15 protein-coding genes are annotated in these 18078 nt (G+C 35.7%); 14 read left to right on the top strand and 1 reads right to left on the bottom strand.

From position 1 onward, the window contains the following. Positions 1-137 precede the first annotated feature (137 nt). Positions 138-911, bottom strand: coding sequence for a DeoR/GlpR family DNA-binding transcription regulator (locus FFWV33_RS00730; protein ID WP_108739116.1), 774 nt, complete (start codon positions 909-911; stop codon positions 138-140). Positions 912-1055: 144 nt separating this feature from the next. On the opposite strand from FFWV33_RS00730, the gene FFWV33_RS00735 reads away from it, so the two are divergent. The 14 genes from FFWV33_RS00735 (at position 1056) to FFWV33_RS00805 (ending at position 17978) form a co-directional block, all read left to right on the top strand. Further along, positions 1056-2639 (top strand): glycerol-3-phosphate dehydrogenase/oxidase, encoded by a 1584-nt coding sequence (locus FFWV33_RS00735; protein ID WP_108739117.1) that lies wholly within the window; start codon positions 1056-1058, stop codon positions 2637-2639. A gap of 49 nt (positions 2640-2688) precedes the next feature. Then, entirely contained in the window at positions 2689-4185 is a 1497-nt protein-coding gene (gene glpK, locus FFWV33_RS00740) for a glycerol kinase GlpK (RefSeq protein WP_108739118.1), read from the top strand. Between the two features lie 39 nt (positions 4186-4224). Further along, complete coding sequence (locus tag FFWV33_RS00745) at positions 4225-4953, top strand: MIP/aquaporin family protein (protein WP_108739119.1); 729 nt, start codon at positions 4225-4227, stop codon at positions 4951-4953. Positions 4954-4991: 38 nt separating this feature from the next. Next, positions 4992-5786 (top strand): hypothetical protein, encoded by a 795-nt coding sequence (locus FFWV33_RS00750; protein ID WP_108739120.1) that lies wholly within the window; start codon positions 4992-4994, stop codon positions 5784-5786. 172 nt (positions 5787-5958) lie between these two features. After that, positions 5959-7404, top strand: coding sequence for a tRNA (N6-isopentenyl adenosine(37)-C2)-methylthiotransferase MiaB (gene miaB / locus FFWV33_RS00755; protein ID WP_108739121.1), 1446 nt, complete (start codon positions 5959-5961; stop codon positions 7402-7404). Between the two features lie 63 nt (positions 7405-7467). Further along, a complete protein-coding gene (locus FFWV33_RS00760) occupies positions 7468-7857 on the top strand; it encodes a GxxExxY protein (RefSeq protein WP_108739122.1) in 390 nt (129 codons plus the stop codon). 70 nt (positions 7858-7927) lie between these two features. Next, the gene (locus tag FFWV33_RS00765) at positions 7928-9184 is read left to right on the top strand and encodes a sigma-54 interaction domain-containing protein (RefSeq protein ID WP_108739123.1); all 1257 of its coding nucleotides are present in this window, start codon (positions 7928-7930) and stop codon (positions 9182-9184) included. A 78-nt stretch (positions 9185-9262) separates the two neighbouring features. After that, positions 9263-9766 carry an LptE family protein gene (locus FFWV33_RS00770; protein ID WP_108739124.1) on the top strand — a complete coding sequence of 168 codons (504 nt, stop codon included), beginning with the start codon at positions 9263-9265 and terminating at the stop codon, positions 9764-9766. A 37-nt stretch (positions 9767-9803) separates the two neighbouring features. Further along, positions 9804-10661 (top strand): hypothetical protein, encoded by an 858-nt coding sequence (locus FFWV33_RS00775; RefSeq protein WP_108739125.1) that lies wholly within the window; start codon positions 9804-9806, stop codon positions 10659-10661. Positions 10662-10668: 7 nt separating this feature from the next. Next, entirely contained in the window at positions 10669-10992 is a 324-nt protein-coding gene (secG, locus tag FFWV33_RS00780; protein ID WP_108739126.1) for a preprotein translocase subunit SecG, read from the top strand. Between the two features lie 149 nt (positions 10993-11141). Then, positions 11142-11417, top strand: coding sequence for a co-chaperone GroES (locus tag FFWV33_RS00785; RefSeq protein ID WP_073241214.1), 276 nt, complete (start codon positions 11142-11144; stop codon positions 11415-11417). 119 nt (positions 11418-11536) lie between these two features. Further along, positions 11537-13165, top strand: a complete 1629-nt coding sequence (gene groL, locus FFWV33_RS00790; RefSeq protein WP_108739127.1) for a chaperonin GroEL — start codon at positions 11537-11539, stop codon at positions 13163-13165. Positions 13166-13902: 737 nt separating this feature from the next. Beyond that, a complete protein-coding gene (locus FFWV33_RS00795) occupies positions 13903-14970 on the top strand; it encodes a family 16 glycosylhydrolase (protein ID WP_108739128.1) in 1068 nt (355 codons plus the stop codon). A gap of 653 nt (positions 14971-15623) precedes the next feature. Then, positions 15624-17978, top strand: coding sequence for a hypothetical protein (locus tag FFWV33_RS00805; RefSeq protein ID WP_108739130.1), 2355 nt, complete (start codon positions 15624-15626; stop codon positions 17976-17978). Positions 17979-18078 lie beyond the last annotated feature (100 nt).

Consider the following 18078-nt stretch of genomic DNA (forward strand, 5'->3'; position numbering starts at 1 on the left):
AAGTTTTTTTTAAATATAATGCTTTTGCCCATTTTTTAAAAAAGTTTTCTACCTATAATAGCATCAAAAACGACCTTTAAAACATTTTTTTTTATCGAAAGTTAAATAATTACAGAGACCCTTAAGATAAGGATCACTTATAGTTTAGCAGCGACAACAACATCAATACCAAGCTCTTCTAATTTGGCTTTAGTTTCATTATCGATACCATCATCTGTTATCAGGATATCTATTTTATTCAAATTACAAATTTTACCAAAACCTCGAATATTCATTTTGGTAGAATCTGCCAAGACAATCACCTTCTCTGCAACTTCGATCATCGCTTGATTTAAATGGGCTTCTAAAGCATTTGAAGTACTCATTCCGAAATCCAAATGGATTCCGTCAGTACCTAAAAAAAGTTTATTACATGAAAACTGACTCAAAGTAGCCTCGGCAATTGGTCCAACCACAGAGGTGGAACTATTTCTAATATCGCCTCCGAGCTGAATAGTGTTAATTGTAGCTTCTCTGCACAATTCTAAAGAAACCTTTAGTGAAGAAGTCAAAACCGTCAATTTATTGAAGCCTTTTATTATTCGAGACAAATAATGAATGTTCGAACCCGAACCTAATATAATGTAGTCGTTATTACTGATGTACTTGAGTGCTTCGGCTGCTATTTGTTTCTTTTGCTCTACTTGTAACGATTCTTTATCATCTACGTTGCGCTCAAAGGCATACAAAGGTTTCTTGCTAGCGCCTCCATGTGTACGATGAAGCAGCTTTTCGTTTTCCAAAAAATTCAAATCTTTTCGAATTGTTACTGTCGAAACATTATACGCTTCACACAAATCAACCACATTAACGTATCCCTTTTTCTCTAATTCGTTAAGAATATCTTCTTGTCTCCTATTAATTACGGCCATCTAAATTCATTATAGTTGCACAATCAAGTCTAATTTTTACCAAAAATACAATTTTAAACCAAAATTAACAGCATAATAGCAAAAGTTTCATTTTGTTTCGTTATGTTTGCATATCGAAAGTAACGAAAGTAAAAAATAGCAAAAATGAAACATACAGAACAATTATCAAAACTAAAACAAACCCCTGAATGGGATGTTATTATTATTGGTGGTGGCGCTAGCGGGCTAGGTACTGCTCTTGACGCAGCCAGCAGAGGCTACAAAACCGTATTGGTTGAAGCTGTAGATTTTGCAAAAGGAACCTCAAGCAGAAGTACCAAACTAGTTCACGGAGGCGTACGCTACCTTGAGCAAGGAGATGTTTCACTTGTAAGAGAAGCATTGAAAGAAAGAGGATTAATGGCTCAAAACGCCAATCACCTTGTGAAAAATCAATCCTTCGTTATCCCAAATTACAATTGGTGGGGAGGTTACTTCTACACGATCGGACTTACGATTTATGATATGTTGGCTGGTAAACTTAGCCTAGGAAAATCGCAATACATTTCGAAAAAGAAAACTATTGAACTACTTCCAACAGTAGAGCAAAAAGGACTCGTAAGCGGTGTAATTTATCAAGACGGTCAATTTGACGACTCTAGATTAGCGATCAATATTGCTCAAACTGCAGTTGAAAATGGCGCTACCCTTGTAAACTACACAAAAGTTATCAATTTAATAAAAGATGACAACAATCAAGTAATTGGAGTTAAGGTTGAAAATCAAGAAACTGGTGAGGTATATGATTTAAAAGGAAAAGCCATCATCAATGCAACAGGTGTCTTTACCAATGCTATCATGAAAATGAATGATAAAGTATATAAAAAATACATCGTTCCAAGTCAAGGAATTCACCTTGTATTTGATAAATCATTTTTACCTAGTGATCACGCCTTAATGATTCCGAAAACAAGTGATGGCCGTGTCCTGTTTGCTGTGCCTTGGCATGATAAAATTGTGGTTGGAACTACTGACACTTTGATAAAAAGTCATAGTTTAGAACCAATTGCATTAGAAAAAGAAATCGAATTTGTACTTGAAACTGCTCAACGTTTCCTAGCAAAAAAACCAACTCGTGCCGATGTGCTTTCTGTATTTGCTGGATTACGACCGCTTGCAGCCCCAGAAAAAGAAGGAAAAAGTACTAAAGAGGTTTCGAGAAGCCATAAGATATTTGTTTCTGAAACAGGACTTATCACCATCACTGGAGGAAAATGGACGACTTATAGAAAAATTGCCGAAGATATCATCAACAAAGCTATTGCTACCAAAAAGTTACCTATGAAAGAATGTAAAACAGAACACATTTCGATCCACGGTAACCTACCAACAAACACTAAAGACAGAGAGAATCACCTGTACATATACGGGACTGATATTCCTAAAATCATTGCGCTACAAAAACAAGAGCCTGCACTAGTTGAAAAACTACATCCAAAATACGACTACACATTGGCAGAAGTAGTTTGGGCGATACGCCATGAAATGGCACGAACTATTGATGATGTTCTTTCAAGAAGAGTAAGACTCTTATTCTTGGATGCTAGAGCCGCAATGGAAGTTGCACCAAAAGTAGCCCATTTAATCGCGAAGGAACTTGGACATGATCAAGCCTGGATTGATAATCAGATTACAGAATTTAATACCCTTGCAAACGGCTACCTATTAACAGAATTTAAAACAATCTAAAATAAATAATTAAATCATTAACTATATCTATTAACTATATCTATTAACTATGAAAGAAAAATTCATCTTAGCCCTTGACCAAGGAACTACATCGTCTCGTGCCATTGTTTTCAATCACGAAGGAGAAATTGTAAAAATATCTCAAAAGCCTTTCGAACAAATTTTTCCAAAACCAGGATGGGTAGAACACGATCCTAATGAAATCTGGTCTTCACAAATTAGCGTTGCGGCAGAAGTAATTGCAAAAACTGGAATCAACGGAAAGGAAATTGCTGCGATAGGAATCACCAATCAAAGAGAAACAACCATTGTTTGGGACAGAGAAACTAGCGAACCAATTTACAATGCTATTGTATGGCAAGATCGCAGAACAGCAAAGTATTGTGACGAACTAAAAGCTGCTGGACATATTGATATGATTCAGAAAAAAACAGGTTTAGTGCTAGATGCTTATTTTTCGGGTACGAAAGTGAAATGGATTTTGGACAACGTACCTGGTGCACGTGAAAAAGCAGAACAAGGAAAGCTATGTTTTGGAACTGTAGATACTTGGTTAATTTGGAAACTAAGTCGTGGTGCGTTGTTTATGACAGACGTATCAAATGCGAGTAGGACATTATTATTAAACATTCATACACTTGATTGGGATGACGAATTACTAGAGTTATTCACCATTCCAAGAGCAATGCTACCAAGCGTAAAACAAAGTAGCGAAATATACGGTGAAACTTGCACCACTCTTTTTGCAACTAAAATTCCGATTGCTGGAGTTGCAGGTGACCAACAAGCAGCCCTTTTTGGACAATTGTGTACAGAGCCAGGAATGGTAAAAAACACGTATGGCACAGGATGCTTTATGCTAATGAATACAGGTGACAAACCAGTATATTCAAAAAACAATCTACTTACCACAGTAGCTTGGAAAATAAACGGAAAAACAACCTATGCCTTAGAAGGAAGTGTTTTTGTAGGAGGAGCCGCAGTACAGTGGTTGCGCGACGGAGCAAAAATGATCGAATCATCTGAGGAAGTTGAAACTTTGGCCATGCAAGTTCCAGACAATGGAGGTGTTTATTTTGTACCAGCCTTAACAGGTCTTGGCGCACCACATTGGGATCAATATGCAAGAGGTGCGATTGTAGGAATCACGAGAGGAACTACAAATGCGCATATCGCAAGAGCAACACTAGAAGGAATAGCCTACCAAGTCTATGACCTAGCAAAAGCTATGGAAGGAGATTTTGGTAAAAAAGGAAAAGAACTACGTGTAGACGGAGGCGCTGTTTCTAATAATTTACTGATGCAATTTCAATCTGATTTATTCGGTTTTAAAGTAATACGCCCAAAAACACTTGAAACAACAGCATTAGGAGCTGCTTACCTAGCTGGTCTAGCTGTAGGATATTGGGACAGTATTGACGATTTACAAAAACAATGGTCAATTGATCGCGAATTTACACCCGAAATGCCTAGAGCAGAAGTTGACAAACTAGTTCACAATTGGGACAAAGCAGTTGGAAGAGCCAGCAATTGGATCGAAGACTAATTATTACCCTCAACTAAAAAACCAAAAACCCAAAATAAAATGTCTCCATTCACAGCAGAAATTATTGGCACGATGCTAATGATATTATTAGGAAATGGCGTAGTTGCCAATGTTGTACTTAAAGATACCAAAGGAAATAATTCAGGCTGGATCGTCATCACGACAGCCTGGGCTTTTGCCGTTTTCGTTGGCGTTGTTGTTGCAGGCCCAATTAGCGGCGCGCATTTAAATCCTATCGTAACTTTAGGACTTGCTCTAGTTGGTAAGTTTGCATGGAATCAAGTCGCAGGCTATGTTCTTGCGCAATTAATTGGTGCGATGTTAGGAGCCTTCCTAGTTTGGCTTTCGCACAAAGATCATTTTGCAGCCACAGAAGATGAAGGTGGAAAATTGGCTTGTTTTAGTACAGGTCCTGCCATTAGAAATTACAGCTCAAATTTGATTAGTGAAATCATCGGGACCTTTGTCCTTATTTTTGTTATTTTCTACTTATCTGGACCAGACTTAAGCATCGCAGCCGCAGCAGATGCCAAGATCGGTCTAGGATCTATAGGTGCATTACCAGTCGCTATTTTAGTATGGGCAATTGGATTGAGTTTAGGAGGAACAACAGGATATGCCATTAATCCCGCAAGAGATTTGGGCCCTAGAATTGTTCACTCTATTTTGTATAAAGGTAAAAGCGATTGGAGCTATGCATGGATTCCTATTCTTGGACCAATCATTGGGTCTAGCCTTGCTGCTATATGCTACACTTTACTTACGTAAACTAATTCACCTTTAAACTAGAATAACCCACTAAAACCATGAAGAATTTTTTAATTGCCACTGCATTATCTTTTGCAGGGTTAAATGGCTATGCTCAAAACGCAACCGAAATTGACACCATTGAGAAAAAACAAATAAGTACCACAAAACCATCAAGATTAGATTTTAATGTATTGTTAGAAACGAGTCATTTATGGAGAGGCTTAGTTATAAATGATGGAATGACGGCAACTGGAAACATACATTATGCAGTAAACAAATCACAAACCATGAAAGTAGGAATATGGGGTGGCGCTGGATTTGATGGAAAGTACAGAGAAATTAATTACTATGTGCAATACCAAAAAAATAATTTGTCCATTGCAATTTGGGATTTATTCAATACAACCGGAATCGAAACTCCTAAAGTATTTAATTATGACAAAAACAGTACAACCCACATTATTGATCTACGTACATCATATCGTTTTAATGACAATTTCCCTTTACGTATCGAAGCAGACATGCTACTTTACAGCGGTCTAAATGATCGTGAATTAAACAGTTCGAATGAATATCGAAGTCGAAACTCTACTTATGTGGAGCTTAGCTACCCCGTTATTCGCGATCAAGTGGTAACGCTAAATGCCTTTGTAGGTGGCGCCTTCCCGTTGAACGGAAGCAAACATTTATTTACAAATAAAACTGAAAGCTCTTTTGATATTGTTAACGCTGGAATTACAGCCAGCAAAAGCATTGAAATTTTTCAATACAAGCTACCTGTTTCTGCTACTGCAATGTGGAATCCTTCCAACAAAATAGCTAGAATAAAACTAGATGTAAATTTGTTTTAAGCTAAAAGAATACACAAATCTAAAAACTCTCTTTTTTTTAAAGAGAGTTTTTTTTTGCTTTAGTACCAAATAAAACTAAAATACTGTTAATTCTTAATCTGCCAACTTGTCATATTCGATCAAATAATTGTACATTTGTGCCCTTATTAAAACACACTTTTGAAAGTGCCCTATGGAAAAGATTATTGACGAAAACAAACAAGGCGAAAGTCTAGTTTTACAAAATAAACCCGAAAACAAAAAAAAATTATTTATCGAAAGTTATGGTTGTGCCATGAACTTTTCGGATAGTGAAATTGTAGCTTCGATATTATCTACAAACGGATACAATACCACTCAAATATTAGAAGAAGCCGATCTTGTTTTGGTAAACACCTGCTCTATTAGAGATAAAGCAGAACAAACCATTCGAAAACGACTAGAAAAATACAATGCTGTAAAACGCATCAACTCCAAAATGAAAGTAGGCGTTTTGGGATGTATGGCAGAACGTTTGAAAGAGAAATTTCTTGATGAAGAAAAAATAGTTGATCTCGTTGTAGGCCCTGATGCTTACAAGGATTTACCCAATTTACTAAGTGAAGTTGAGGAAGGCCGTGATGCTATAAACGTAATTTTATCAAAAGACGAAACTTATGGTGATATCTCACCTGTTCGTTTAATGAGCAATGGGATAACTGCTTTGGTTTCGATCACACGTGGCTGTGACAATATGTGTACATTTTGCGTGGTTCCTTTTACTAGAGGGCGTGAGCGTAGCCGTGAACCTCAAAGTATCATGACCGAAATTCAAGATTTATGGAGTAAAGGTTTTAAAGAAATCACCCTACTCGGGCAAAACGTGGATAGCTATTTATGGTATGGTGGCGGACTGAAAAAAGATTTTGAAAACGCAACAGAAATGCAAAAAGCAACAGCGGTAGATTTTGACCAGTTACTCGAAATGGTAGCGGTAGGTTTCCCAAAGATGCGCATTCGATTCTCTACTTCAAATCCACAAGATATGCACGAAAGTGTTTTGCACGTGATCGCAAAGCACCCAAATATATGTAAGCACATTCACTTACCCGTACAATCAGGAAGTAACCGTATTTTGAAAGAAATGAACCGCTTACACACCCGCGAAGAATACATGACTTTGATTGATAAAATCAGAAGTATCATTCCGGATTGCGCTATCTCTCAAGACATGATTGCTGGTTTCCCAACAGAAACTGAGCAAGATCACCAAGATACCATGAGCTTAATGGAGTTTGTAAAATATAACTTCGGATACATGTACTCCTACTCTGAACGTCCTGGAACATTGGCCGGAAGAAAAATGGAGGACGATGTAGAAGAGCCAACCAAAGCGAGACGCCTGCAGGAAATTGTTGATTTACAGCAAAAACACGCTTGGTTACGATCTGAAGAATTTATTGGTAAAACAGTCGAGGTTTTGATCGAAAAAATTTCAAAAAAATCGAAAGAAGAGTTTTCTGGAAGAAATTCTCAGAGTATCACGGTCGTTTTCCCGAAGGAAGATTACGAGATTGGAGATTTTGTAAACGTAAAAATTACAAGTTGTACTAGCGGAACATTAAAAGGTGAAGCTGTGGGATATAGCGAAATGAATTAACATATTTTTTTAAACCGCAAATTTCACAAATTTTCGCAAATTAAATCCCTTTACACCTTCAACATGAATGACTCAGATGAATATTATTACAAAAAAGACGAGAACTATGAAATCATAGGTCTTTGCATGGAAGTTCATCGAATTCTAGGTCCAGGGTTATTGGAAATTGTTTACAAAGACGCCTTAGAAATAGAATTCAAAAGACACAATATACCTTATAAAAGGGAGAAAGAATTTAGTGTAGAATATAAAGGAATTATTCTACCTCATAAATTTTATGCCGATTTTGTAGTTTACGAAGATATAATTTTAGAAATAAAATCAACCAAAGATATTAGCAATGATCATCTAGCTCAAACTTTAAATTATATGAAAATCGCAAAAACTCCTATTGGAATTATTGCAAACTTTCAAAACAAATCATTAGTTCACAAGCGATTGATAAATTCATAAATAATAATTTGTGAAAATTTGTGTAATTTGTGGTGAAATAAAAAACAATTTATTCCTAGCAATTTAAAATATGGAATCAGTTCAAAATATAAAACAACGATTTGAGATTATTGGCAACGAGCCAAAGCTTAATCGTGCGATAGAAAAAGCTATTCAGGTTGCCCCTACCGATATTTCAGTATTGGTTGTGGGTGAAAGTGGAGTTGGAAAAGAAAGTATTCCAAAAATAATCCACTCTCTATCTCATAGAAAACATGGAAAGTACATAGCCGTAAACTGTGGAGCAATACCCGAAGGAACGATTGATAGTGAACTTTTTGGCCACGAAAAAGGAGCTTTTACAGGTGCTACAAGTACACGTGAAGGATATTTTGAGGTAGCAAACGGCGGAACCATCTTTTTGGATGAAGTAGGTGAATTGCCTCTTACCACTCAAGTTCGACTACTAAGAATTTTGGAGAATGGAGAATTCTTAAAAGTAGGATCCTCGCAAGTTCAAAAAACAGATGTACGTATAGTCGCAGCTACAAACGTCAATTTGTTTGATGCCATTGGGAAAGGTAAATTCCGTGAAGATTTATATTACCGTCTAAGTACTGTTGACATCGTCCTGCCTCCACTACGCGAACGCAAAGATGATATCCATTTATTGTTTAGAAAATTTGCGGCCGATTTTGCACACAAATACAAGATGCCTCCTTTAAAACTAGATGATGGAGCGATACAATTGTTACAAAAATTTCGCTGGAGTGGAAATATTCGTCAGCTACGAAATGTAGCAGAGCAAATTTCGGTTCTAGAAACCAATCGAGACATTACTGCTGTAAGTTTACAATCGTATTTACCTGCAGAAGGTTCTAACTTACCTTCTGTAATTAGTGATAAAAAAGCAGAAAGCGACTTTAGTACCGAAAGAGATATTTTGTACAAAGTACTTTTTGATATGAAAAGTGATCTGAATGATTTGAAGAAACTCACTTTAGAATTAATGAAAAATGGGACTGCGAAGGCTCAAGATATTAATCCTAATTTGATTCAGAAGATATATGGAAATCAAGAAAACGATAGTGAAATTGATTTTGAAGAAAGACCTAAGACTGCTTTACTTCCGCCACAAAATCCAGAAAAACAATACGAAGAACAAGAAGACAGTTATCTTTTTGCTGAAACGATAGAGGAAGAAGAAGTTTTGAGATTGGAACAAAAAGAAATTGAAATGATCAAAAAATCATTAGAAAAAAACAAAGGAAAACGAAAAGCCGCAGCAGAAGAATTAGGTATTTCGGAACGTACTTTATACCGAAAAATTAAACAATTCGATCTATAAAACTAAAATCAGTTCACAAAAACGATTTTCATACCTTTGAAAACAGAAATACAATACAATCTTTTTCTACCATAACACATGAAAAAATCATCCTACCTTATTATAGCATTCTTAGCTCTATTCCTGAGCAGTTGTTCCGTTTACAACTTTACTGGAACGGGTAAAATAGATGCTAAAACGTTCCAAGTTAACTTTTTCCAGAACAATGCCGACTTGATTGAGCCAGGAATCGACAGAACGTTTACCCTAGCGCTACAAGAAATTTTGCAAAATCAAACTAATTTGAATCTTGTAAAAAATGGAGCAGATTTAACGTATGAAGGTGAAATTATTGACTACAGAATAAGTCCAATGACCGCTACGGCAGATCAAAAAACCTCTCAAAACAGATTAAAAATCCGTATCAACGTTCGTTTTATCAACAAAAAGAAAGAAGCGGATAATTTTGAAAAACCATTTGAATTCTATTACGATTATCCTGCCACATCACAACTTACAGGTACAATAAAAACAGCGGCTTTAAAAGATATATTTGATCGAATCACCCAAGACATCTTTAATGAATCGCTAGCCAAATGGTAAATTATTTCGTTTTCTATCAACGAAAGAAAAACTGCTTATGAACATCCTTGACTATACTTACTTACTAAATAGCCCTGATACTATTGCCGAAACACAAACCTTGGCACTAGAAACTGTATTGGATGATTTTCCGTATTTTCAAAGTGCTCGCGCATTGCGATTAAAAGGATTATTCAACTTAAATAGTTTCAAATACAATTATGCGCTAAAAGTTACAGCGGCACATACGACTGACAGAACGGTATTGTTTGACTTCATAACTTCCGATTCATTTACTGCCATTCAGCGCGAATTATTTGATCAACAAGCAGCAGAATTATTAGACATAATGGTTGTAGACAGCGAAATAGTAGTCGTTGAGAAACCTGTGACCAAGCTTGAAGATTCTATTTTAAACACGATAAAAGAGGCAACAGCAGAAAAACCAGAAGTTACACAAGCTAAAATAGAAGAAAAACTATCCATTGGCGCACCTCTTGAATTTGCTAAAACAGAAAAGCATTCGTTTCAAGAATGGCTACAACTGTCAAGAACGCAACCTATTATTCGAGAAAAAGCCGAAAAAACCTTGTCGACTGCACCTACCCCACCTACACCAGTTGTAGAATTGGACCCAGAAAAGCAAAAGAAAGCAGCTATAATTGATAAATTTATAGAAACTAGCCCGAAGATTTCACCCGTTAACAAAGGCGCTATACCATCGATACAAATTGACATTAATAAAGAGGATCATTCATATCTAATGACCGAGACTTTGGCCAAGGTATATTTGGAACAAAAAAAATATCTGAAAGCAATCCAAGCTTATGAGATATTAATTTTGAAATATCCAGAAAAAAGTAGTTTCTTTGCAGACCGTATTTCAGATATAAAACTTTTACAACAAAATAATTAAACATACAATGAGCACATTTTCAATTTTTTTAGTTTTGATTACAATAGTTTGTTTTCTATTGATCGTAGTAATCATGGTTCAAAACCCTAAAGGTGGTGGATTATCTTCTACAGTAGGTGGATCTCAAATGTTGGGTGGTGTACAAAAAACAACTGACTTTTTAGACAGAAGTACTTGGACACTAGCAACTGTTTTGATTGCGTTAATTTTATTATCAAGTTTAAGCTTTACAGGAAGCCTAAGCGATACTGATTCAAAAATTATTGACAATACACCTGCGGCTGCTGCACCAGCACCGATCCAAAATGCTCCAGTAAGCCCTGCAAAATAATTTTTTGCATCTCAAAATAACTATAAAATGCCAGCTTGTCAAAGCTGGCATTTTTTTTAGGAAAGAATGTCAGTTAAAAGGGCTTGGCACAATTTCTGAAAGACTATTAACATCATAGAAATAATTAATCATTAAAATAAATAAAAATCATGGCATTAAACATTAAACCACTTTCAGACAGAGTTCTTATTGAGCCAGTAGCAGCTGAAACAAAAACTGCGTCAGGAATTTTTATTCCAGATACTGCCAAAGAAAAACCACAAAAAGGAACTGTTGTTGCTGTTGGAAATGGTACAAAAGACCACACAATGACTGTAAAAATTGGTGATACTGTACTTTACGGAAAATATGCAGGTACCGAACTTAAACTTGAAGGTACTGACTATTTGATCATGAGAGAAGATGATATTCTTGCGATAATCTAAAATCCCCTCCCAACCTCCCCGTAGGGGAGGAGACTGGAATAAATAAAATATTTACAAACACATATCCACCTCGGCTCCCTTCCCTTTGGGGAGGGTTGGGGTGGGGAAAACTTAACAAAATGGCAAAAGATATAAAATTTGATATTGAAGCACGTGACGGACTAAAACGTGGAGTTGATGCATTGGCAAATGCAGTAAAAGTAACTTTGGGACCAAAAGGTCGTAACGTAATTATTGGAAAATCATTTGGAGGTCCTACAGTGACTAAAGATGGTGTTTCGGTAGCTAAAGAAATCGAATTGAAAGACCCATTGGAAAATATGGGAGCTCAAATGGTAAAAGAAGTAGCATCAAAAACTAACGACTTAGCCGGAGATGGAACAACAACTGCAACCGTATTGGCGCAAGCAATCGTAAAAGAAGGTTTGAAAAACGTTGCTGCAGGTGCAAACCCAATGGACTTAAAAAGAGGAATTGACAAAGCTGTTGAAGCAATCGTAGGTGATTTGGCGAAACAAGCTAAAGTTGTTGGTTCTGATTCAGATAAAATCAAACAAATCGCTTCTATTTCTGCTAACAATGACGAAGTAATTGGTGAATTAATCGCTACTGCTTTCGCAAAAGTTGGAAAAGAAGGTGTAATTACTGTTGAAGAGGCTAAAGGAACAGAAACGTATGTGGATGTTGTAGAAGGAATGCAGTTTGACAGAGGATACCTTTCTCCTTACTTCGTAACTAATTCTGAAAAAATGGAAGTAGAACTTGAAAACCCATACATCCTTTTGTATGACAAAAAAGTTTCTTCTCTAAAAGAATTATTGCCAGTATTGGAGCCAGTTGCTCAATCAGGAAAACCATTATTGATCATTGCTGAAGATGTAGATGGTGAAGCACTTTCTACTTTGGTAGTGAACAAATTGCGTGGAGCCTTGAAAATCGCTGCTGTAAAAGCACCTGGTTTTGGAGACAGAAGAAAAGCAATGTTAGAAGATATCGCTATCTTAACTGGCGGAACTGTAATCTCTGAAGAAAGAGGATACAACCTTGAAAACACAACACTTGAAATGTTGGGTACTGCTGCAAAAGTAACTATCAACAAAGACAACACAACTGTTGTAAGTGGTGCTGGTGAAGCAGATATGATTAAAAACAGAGTAAACCAAATCAAAGGTCAAATGGAAGCTTCGACTTCTGACTATGACAAAGAAAAATTACAAGAGCGTTTGGCTAAATTAGCTGGTGGTGTTGCTGTTCTTTATGTAGGTGCTGCCTCTGAAGTTGAAATGAAAGAGAAAAAAGACCGTGTTGATGATGCATTACACGCAACTCGTGCCGCTGTAGAAGAAGGAATTGTTGCAGGTGGTGGTGTTGCTTTATTGAGAGCAAAAAATGCTTTAAAAGATATTACTGCTGAGAATGCTGATGAAGCTACAGGAATTCAAATTATCTCTCGTGCTATTGAAGCACCTTTGAGAACTATTGTTGAAAACGCTGGTCTTGAAGGATCTGTTGTTGTTGCAAAAGTAGCTGAAGGATCTGGAGATTTTGGATACAATGCAAAAACAAATGAATATGTTGACATGCTTGCAGCTGGAATCATTGATCCTAAGAAAGTAACTCGTGTAGCATTAGAAAATGCTGCCTCTGTTTCTGGAATGATCTTGACTACAGAATGTGCTTTAATCGATATTAAAGAAGAAGGTCCTGCTCACTCTCATGGTGGTGGAGGTATGCCTGGAATGATGTAATACTTACTTCAATATAAAACTTAAAAATCCGTTCATTTATTTGAACGGATTTTTTTTTGTTTTCTAACTAAACTATTTTTCTAGGCAAATGAATCCTTTCAATACATGAATAGAAATATTTTAATTTACTAAAAAGCATAATGCTACTTGTGCTTTTTTGAGTTTCAGATTACCCGATCGCGCAGGCTTATCTTCTATCGTTAGCCCAGGCATTTGCCTGTGCCGACAAAGTTGAGCAAGCAAAGTAAAAAGAAAGTTGTAATCATTAAAACGGTTACAGCTTTCTTTGTTTTTAAAAATAAGAAATGACTAAAAATTGATTGTTTTTGGGTTACTATTGGAACGGGCACAGGTAAATACCTGCGCTAACTAATGTGGTAAGTATGCGCGATCAGGATTCTTTACCCATCTATTAAGGATGCCTATTTATATTTACAAATAACTACTTACTTTTTTCCCATCAATATATTAAATCCTTTAATGCCAAATTACTTTTGAATTTAACAAAACGAAATTTTAATGTTCAAAAAAAAATCCAAAAAACTACATCCTGAATTAATCACAATCTAGACGAATAAAGAATTCTGTCTATTTTACCCCTATAAAACCAAAGATTTCCAAAACAAATATATACAACAACCTCCACAAGTACAGTTTTTGTCTAGTCAAAAAAACGACAAAAAAGTAATTTATTCTCTTAATTTGCTTCATTAAATAATCAAAACCATATTTATTTTATGAAGGCAACATTATTATCTTTTATCGCTTTATCCAGCTTAATACTAAGCTGTACTAATAAGGAAGAAAGCACATTATTGGAATCAGCGTCAATATTTGACGACAATTTAATTTCTCAAAACCTTACCAACAAATCCATTCTTTCTACAAATTGTCCTAAACCTGCAGACGCTAATTTATTTATCGCAATTACCAACAACAACTCCAAAGCGTTAAATCGTTCCCAAAACGGCATGGGCACTTGGGTTTTAATACCTGAGCTCTCGAACGAATTTAATTATTCAAGCAAAACTGATCCTGCGTTTACAACAGACTGGAAAGACTCTTACATTAATAGTTGGACAGGACCAGCACCAACAAAATGGGTCGCTAGTGGGTCTTCACTTGGAACAGCACCAACTGGAGAAAAATGTATAATTCTTCAAGCAACAAAGGTGGGGAATACCTTAGAATGCGGAATGGTTACATCTAAAGCTAAAGCAACATTCCCACTTTACCAAGAGGCCAGAGTAAGAATAAGTGATTCTCACTTAGCCAATGCCGTGTGGATGTTAAGTACTGATTCTAGAGAAGAAATTGACAACCTTGAATCTTATGGAGATAAATTAGGGTCAAAACCATATTTTGGAGATAAATTACATTTAAGCCATCATACTTTTAAAGATATTGCAGGTATTAGAAAAGATTATCAACCCCAATTAGAGACCTGGATGATAAGAAAAACAGGGACGGGTTGCAATGCTACTGATGATGTAAAATGGAATACCGATTTCCATATTTTTGGGGTAAAATGGGTTGATGCTACTAATCTAGAATATTATGTAGATGGAGTAAAAGTAAGAACCGTAACAGGCACCGATATTGACCCGAACGGCTACACAGATTGTTCAGGAATGAAAAAAGCTTTGCATATGATTATTAGTCAAGCAGCACAAACATGGCGATTTGCTGACGTGAATGAGTTTTACAACCAGAACATTACCAATGGCGCAAGAACTAAGATGTACATAGACTGGATTCGTGTTTACAGACCAAATCAAAATTTAGGCACCTCTACTTGTAATTAATTATATTTAAAAGCATTGTTGTCCGATAGCGCAGGCTAGTCTTTAAACGTTAGCGCAGGCATTTGCCTGTGCCAACAAAGTTGAGCAAGCAAAGTAACAAGAAAGTTGTAATCATTAAAACGGTTACAACTTTTTTGTTTAATTTTAAAATAAAAATGTCAACAAAATATAAAGCCACTGCAACTGAGGAAGTTTATTTTATTATCCCGATCGCGCAGGCTTGTCTACAAACGATTAACCCCCATCGCGCAGGTTTGTAGCCACGTTAGCGCAGGCATTTGTCTATGCCCTCAAACTTACGCAACAAAACTACAACCATAAAAAAGTTGTAGTTTTTTGTTTTAGGAATAAATAATAACCAAACTGTTTTAGCGATTGAATTGCTGGTATTTAAGGGTGATCTTCATTCCCGAAGTTTGGAGAATGTACTAATTAATTTGGTAAAAGTGTGCCACAGGATTTTTTTGTTTTCAAATTAAACCATTCACAATTTTATAAGTCTAATAGTTTGACTTTAGTCACCTTTGATATAAGAAGTGAGCTATTTAAAAACGCTATTAATATTTCGTTAACAATTATTGAACTTATTTGTAGTTAAATTTACTAAGACCTAGCTATTGTCATCTTTTAACCAACTAAACCAAATTCTCAACATGAGATTAAAAATCACCTTCATAAGTTTACTGTGCTTCTTGTCTACCTTTTCACAAACGAAAACAAACACCGATAAAATCAATTCTTATATAGAAAACTATTTTCGATTAGACAGAGAAAATATTCATGTACAGTTTAACAAAAACACCTACGTAAACAATGAAGACATAGGTTTTAAAGGTTATGTACTGAGTAAAAATAACGGAAAATTAAATCTAGGTACTGCAAATATCCAATTGGTGATTTATGACGATCAGGAGAAAATTGTTTTAAAACAATTACTTTTTACTAACAAAGGTACTTTTGCAGGCGGTATACATTTGACAGAAACATTTAAATCTGGTATTTATCACTTCCATTTTTATACCAACTGGATGAATAATTTTAATGAAGATGACTCTTTTACACAGAAAATCGAAATTATTGACAAGAACGAACCTTATAATTTACAAAGTACCGATCCGAATTATAAAACTGCCCAGGTAACTTTTTTTCCTGAAAGTGGAATAATTCTAGACGACATCAATAATAGAGTCGGCGTACAACTAACCGACTGCAATAAAAAAGGTATTCAAACAGATGGTATACAAATTTTAGATTCTAAAGGGAATGAGATTACAACTTTCAATACCAACACAGTAGGAAACGGAAGCTTTTACTTTATACCTAGCATTGTGGAAACCTACACTTTAAAAATTAAAAACGACAAATTATCTGTTTCGCAACCCCTTCCAAAAATTACAGAAACGGGCTTAGCACTAAGTTATAATAATAATTTACCTAAAAATATTTTAGCTATAGCCTTAAAAACTAATTCAAAAGGACTAGAAATATACAAGGGAAAAAAATATACGATTTTGATCCACCAAGATGGAAATTCGATTCAGAAAGAGCTAACTTTCACAGGCGATGAAACTGAGCAAGTAGTATTATTTGACAAAAAGTTTATTTCGAATGGAGTGAACAGCATCCGTTTATTAGATGAAAATCTAAATGAAATTGCTGAAAGGTTACTGTATGAATACCGTACAGACAAAGCAGTGACAACCCTTGAAGCCAAAAACATTGCCAATGATAGTATATTACTTCTAGGGAAAACAGATACTAAAAATGCAAGTGTAAGCATCAGTATTTTACCCAAAGACAATGTACATTTTGAACAAAATAAATCTATTGCAGGAAGCTTCTTCCTCAATGCTTATCTGGAACATCCAGAAAACAACAACTACCTCTATTTCGATCAAAATAATCCAACCCAAAAGCAGGATATGGACGTATTGATGCTCAATCAACCTAGAAGCAAATTCCTATGGGAGAATATCAAAAATAATCCACCAAAGACAGGCTATACCTTCAACAAGGGGGTAACTATTAGCGGGGCGGTTGAGAAGAACACTACAGGAAACACAAATTATAGAATTTCTCTTATTTCTTTAAAAAACAGCGTCTTTGAAGAAACACCGATCGACAAGAATAGCAACTTCAAGTTTGAGCACTTTTTTGCTCAGGATTCAACCGTGTTTTTACTTCAAATGATAAATGAAAAAAGCGTGGTGAAATTCACCAAAATGGAAGCTCGAGTAACATCAGACGAGCAGAATTTCCACCTTCCTATCCCTTTCGAAAAAAATAATTGTCCTGTAGAAAAAAAGCCTGAAAATGCCTTTACATTTTCTAAATCTGCCTTTGATGATGGAGCGGTTGATTTGGCTGGAGTTACCGTTCAAAATAACTTTAAGAAAGAGATATTTGCTCACAAAGGCGATATGAGTTTGAATGCTACCGCGTTTAAAATGGATGAAACCGATTTTGGAAATGTTCTAGACTTTATAGGCAGAAATGGTTTTAGAACCGGAATCGACCCCGAAGAAAACACGGCATACATACGCAATACGCGCGATGCTTTTTCTGATAATCCGCCTGCAGTTTATATTGACAATGTGCAGCAAACCGATTTCAATTTACTCTACAGTTTAGACTTAACTGATGTGGACGAAATCTACATTGACAAGTCAGGTGCGTCGGATACAGCGGCAAGTGTTTCCGGAACTATAAAAATATTCCTCAAAGTAGGCGCTGACAAAAATGACTATTTTAGAGCCAAATACACTTCGTTACTTGTAACCACAGGGTTTGCAAAAAACATCAATTTTAAAAATGCCACTTTCGAATCACAAAAAGAATATTTTTACTTTGGAACATTAAATTGGACTCCTACAATCGAAATAAAAGATAACCCTAATTATGAACTTCGTTTCCCAAAAACGGGCCAAACAGAAATTAAGGTCCTTGTAGAAGGAATTGCAGAAGACGGTCAAGTAATCTCAGAGATACAAACTATTCCTGTAAAATAATCAGAATAAAAATTAAGTCCCGATGCAACCAAAGTTGTTATCGGGATTTTTTTTCATCTAATTACCCTACTTTCGAACAAGATAAAAAAGGGGAACATTA

Origin of the sequence: Flavobacterium faecale (assembly GCF_003076455.1) — a bacterium.
Classification (GTDB): domain Bacteria; phylum Bacteroidota; class Bacteroidia; order Flavobacteriales; family Flavobacteriaceae; genus Flavobacterium; species Flavobacterium faecale.

Excerpts from the sequence above, each read along its gene's own strand:
- FFWV33_RS00730 (WP_108739116.1), bottom strand. The coding sequence starts at position 911 with ATGGCCGTAATTAATAGGAGACAAGAAGATATTCTTAACGAATTAGAG.
- FFWV33_RS00735 (WP_108739117.1), top strand. The coding sequence starts at position 1,056 with ATGAAACATACAGAACAATTATCAAAACTAAAACAAACCCCTGAATGG.
- glpK (WP_108739118.1), top strand. The coding sequence starts at position 2,689 with ATGAAAGAAAAATTCATCTTAGCCCTTGACCAAGGAACTACATCGTCT.
- FFWV33_RS00745 (WP_108739119.1), top strand. The coding sequence starts at position 4,225 with ATGTCTCCATTCACAGCAGAAATTATTGGCACGATGCTAATGATATTA.
- FFWV33_RS00750 (WP_108739120.1), top strand. The coding sequence starts at position 4,992 with ATGAAGAATTTTTTAATTGCCACTGCATTATCTTTTGCAGGGTTAAAT.
- miaB (WP_108739121.1), top strand. The coding sequence starts at position 5,959 with ATGGAAAAGATTATTGACGAAAACAAACAAGGCGAAAGTCTAGTTTTA.
- FFWV33_RS00760 (WP_108739122.1), top strand. The coding sequence starts at position 7,468 with ATGAATGACTCAGATGAATATTATTACAAAAAAGACGAGAACTATGAA.
- FFWV33_RS00765 (WP_108739123.1), top strand. The coding sequence starts at position 7,928 with ATGGAATCAGTTCAAAATATAAAACAACGATTTGAGATTATTGGCAAC.
- FFWV33_RS00770 (WP_108739124.1), top strand. The coding sequence starts at position 9,263 with ATGAAAAAATCATCCTACCTTATTATAGCATTCTTAGCTCTATTCCTG.
- FFWV33_RS00775 (WP_108739125.1), top strand. The coding sequence starts at position 9,804 with ATGAACATCCTTGACTATACTTACTTACTAAATAGCCCTGATACTATT.
- secG (WP_108739126.1), top strand. The coding sequence starts at position 10,669 with ATGAGCACATTTTCAATTTTTTTAGTTTTGATTACAATAGTTTGTTTT.
- FFWV33_RS00785 (WP_073241214.1), top strand. The coding sequence starts at position 11,142 with ATGGCATTAAACATTAAACCACTTTCAGACAGAGTTCTTATTGAGCCA.
- groL (WP_108739127.1), top strand. The coding sequence starts at position 11,537 with ATGGCAAAAGATATAAAATTTGATATTGAAGCACGTGACGGACTAAAA.
- FFWV33_RS00795 (WP_108739128.1), top strand. The coding sequence starts at position 13,903 with ATGAAGGCAACATTATTATCTTTTATCGCTTTATCCAGCTTAATACTA.
- FFWV33_RS00805 (WP_108739130.1), top strand. The coding sequence starts at position 15,624 with ATGAGATTAAAAATCACCTTCATAAGTTTACTGTGCTTCTTGTCTACC.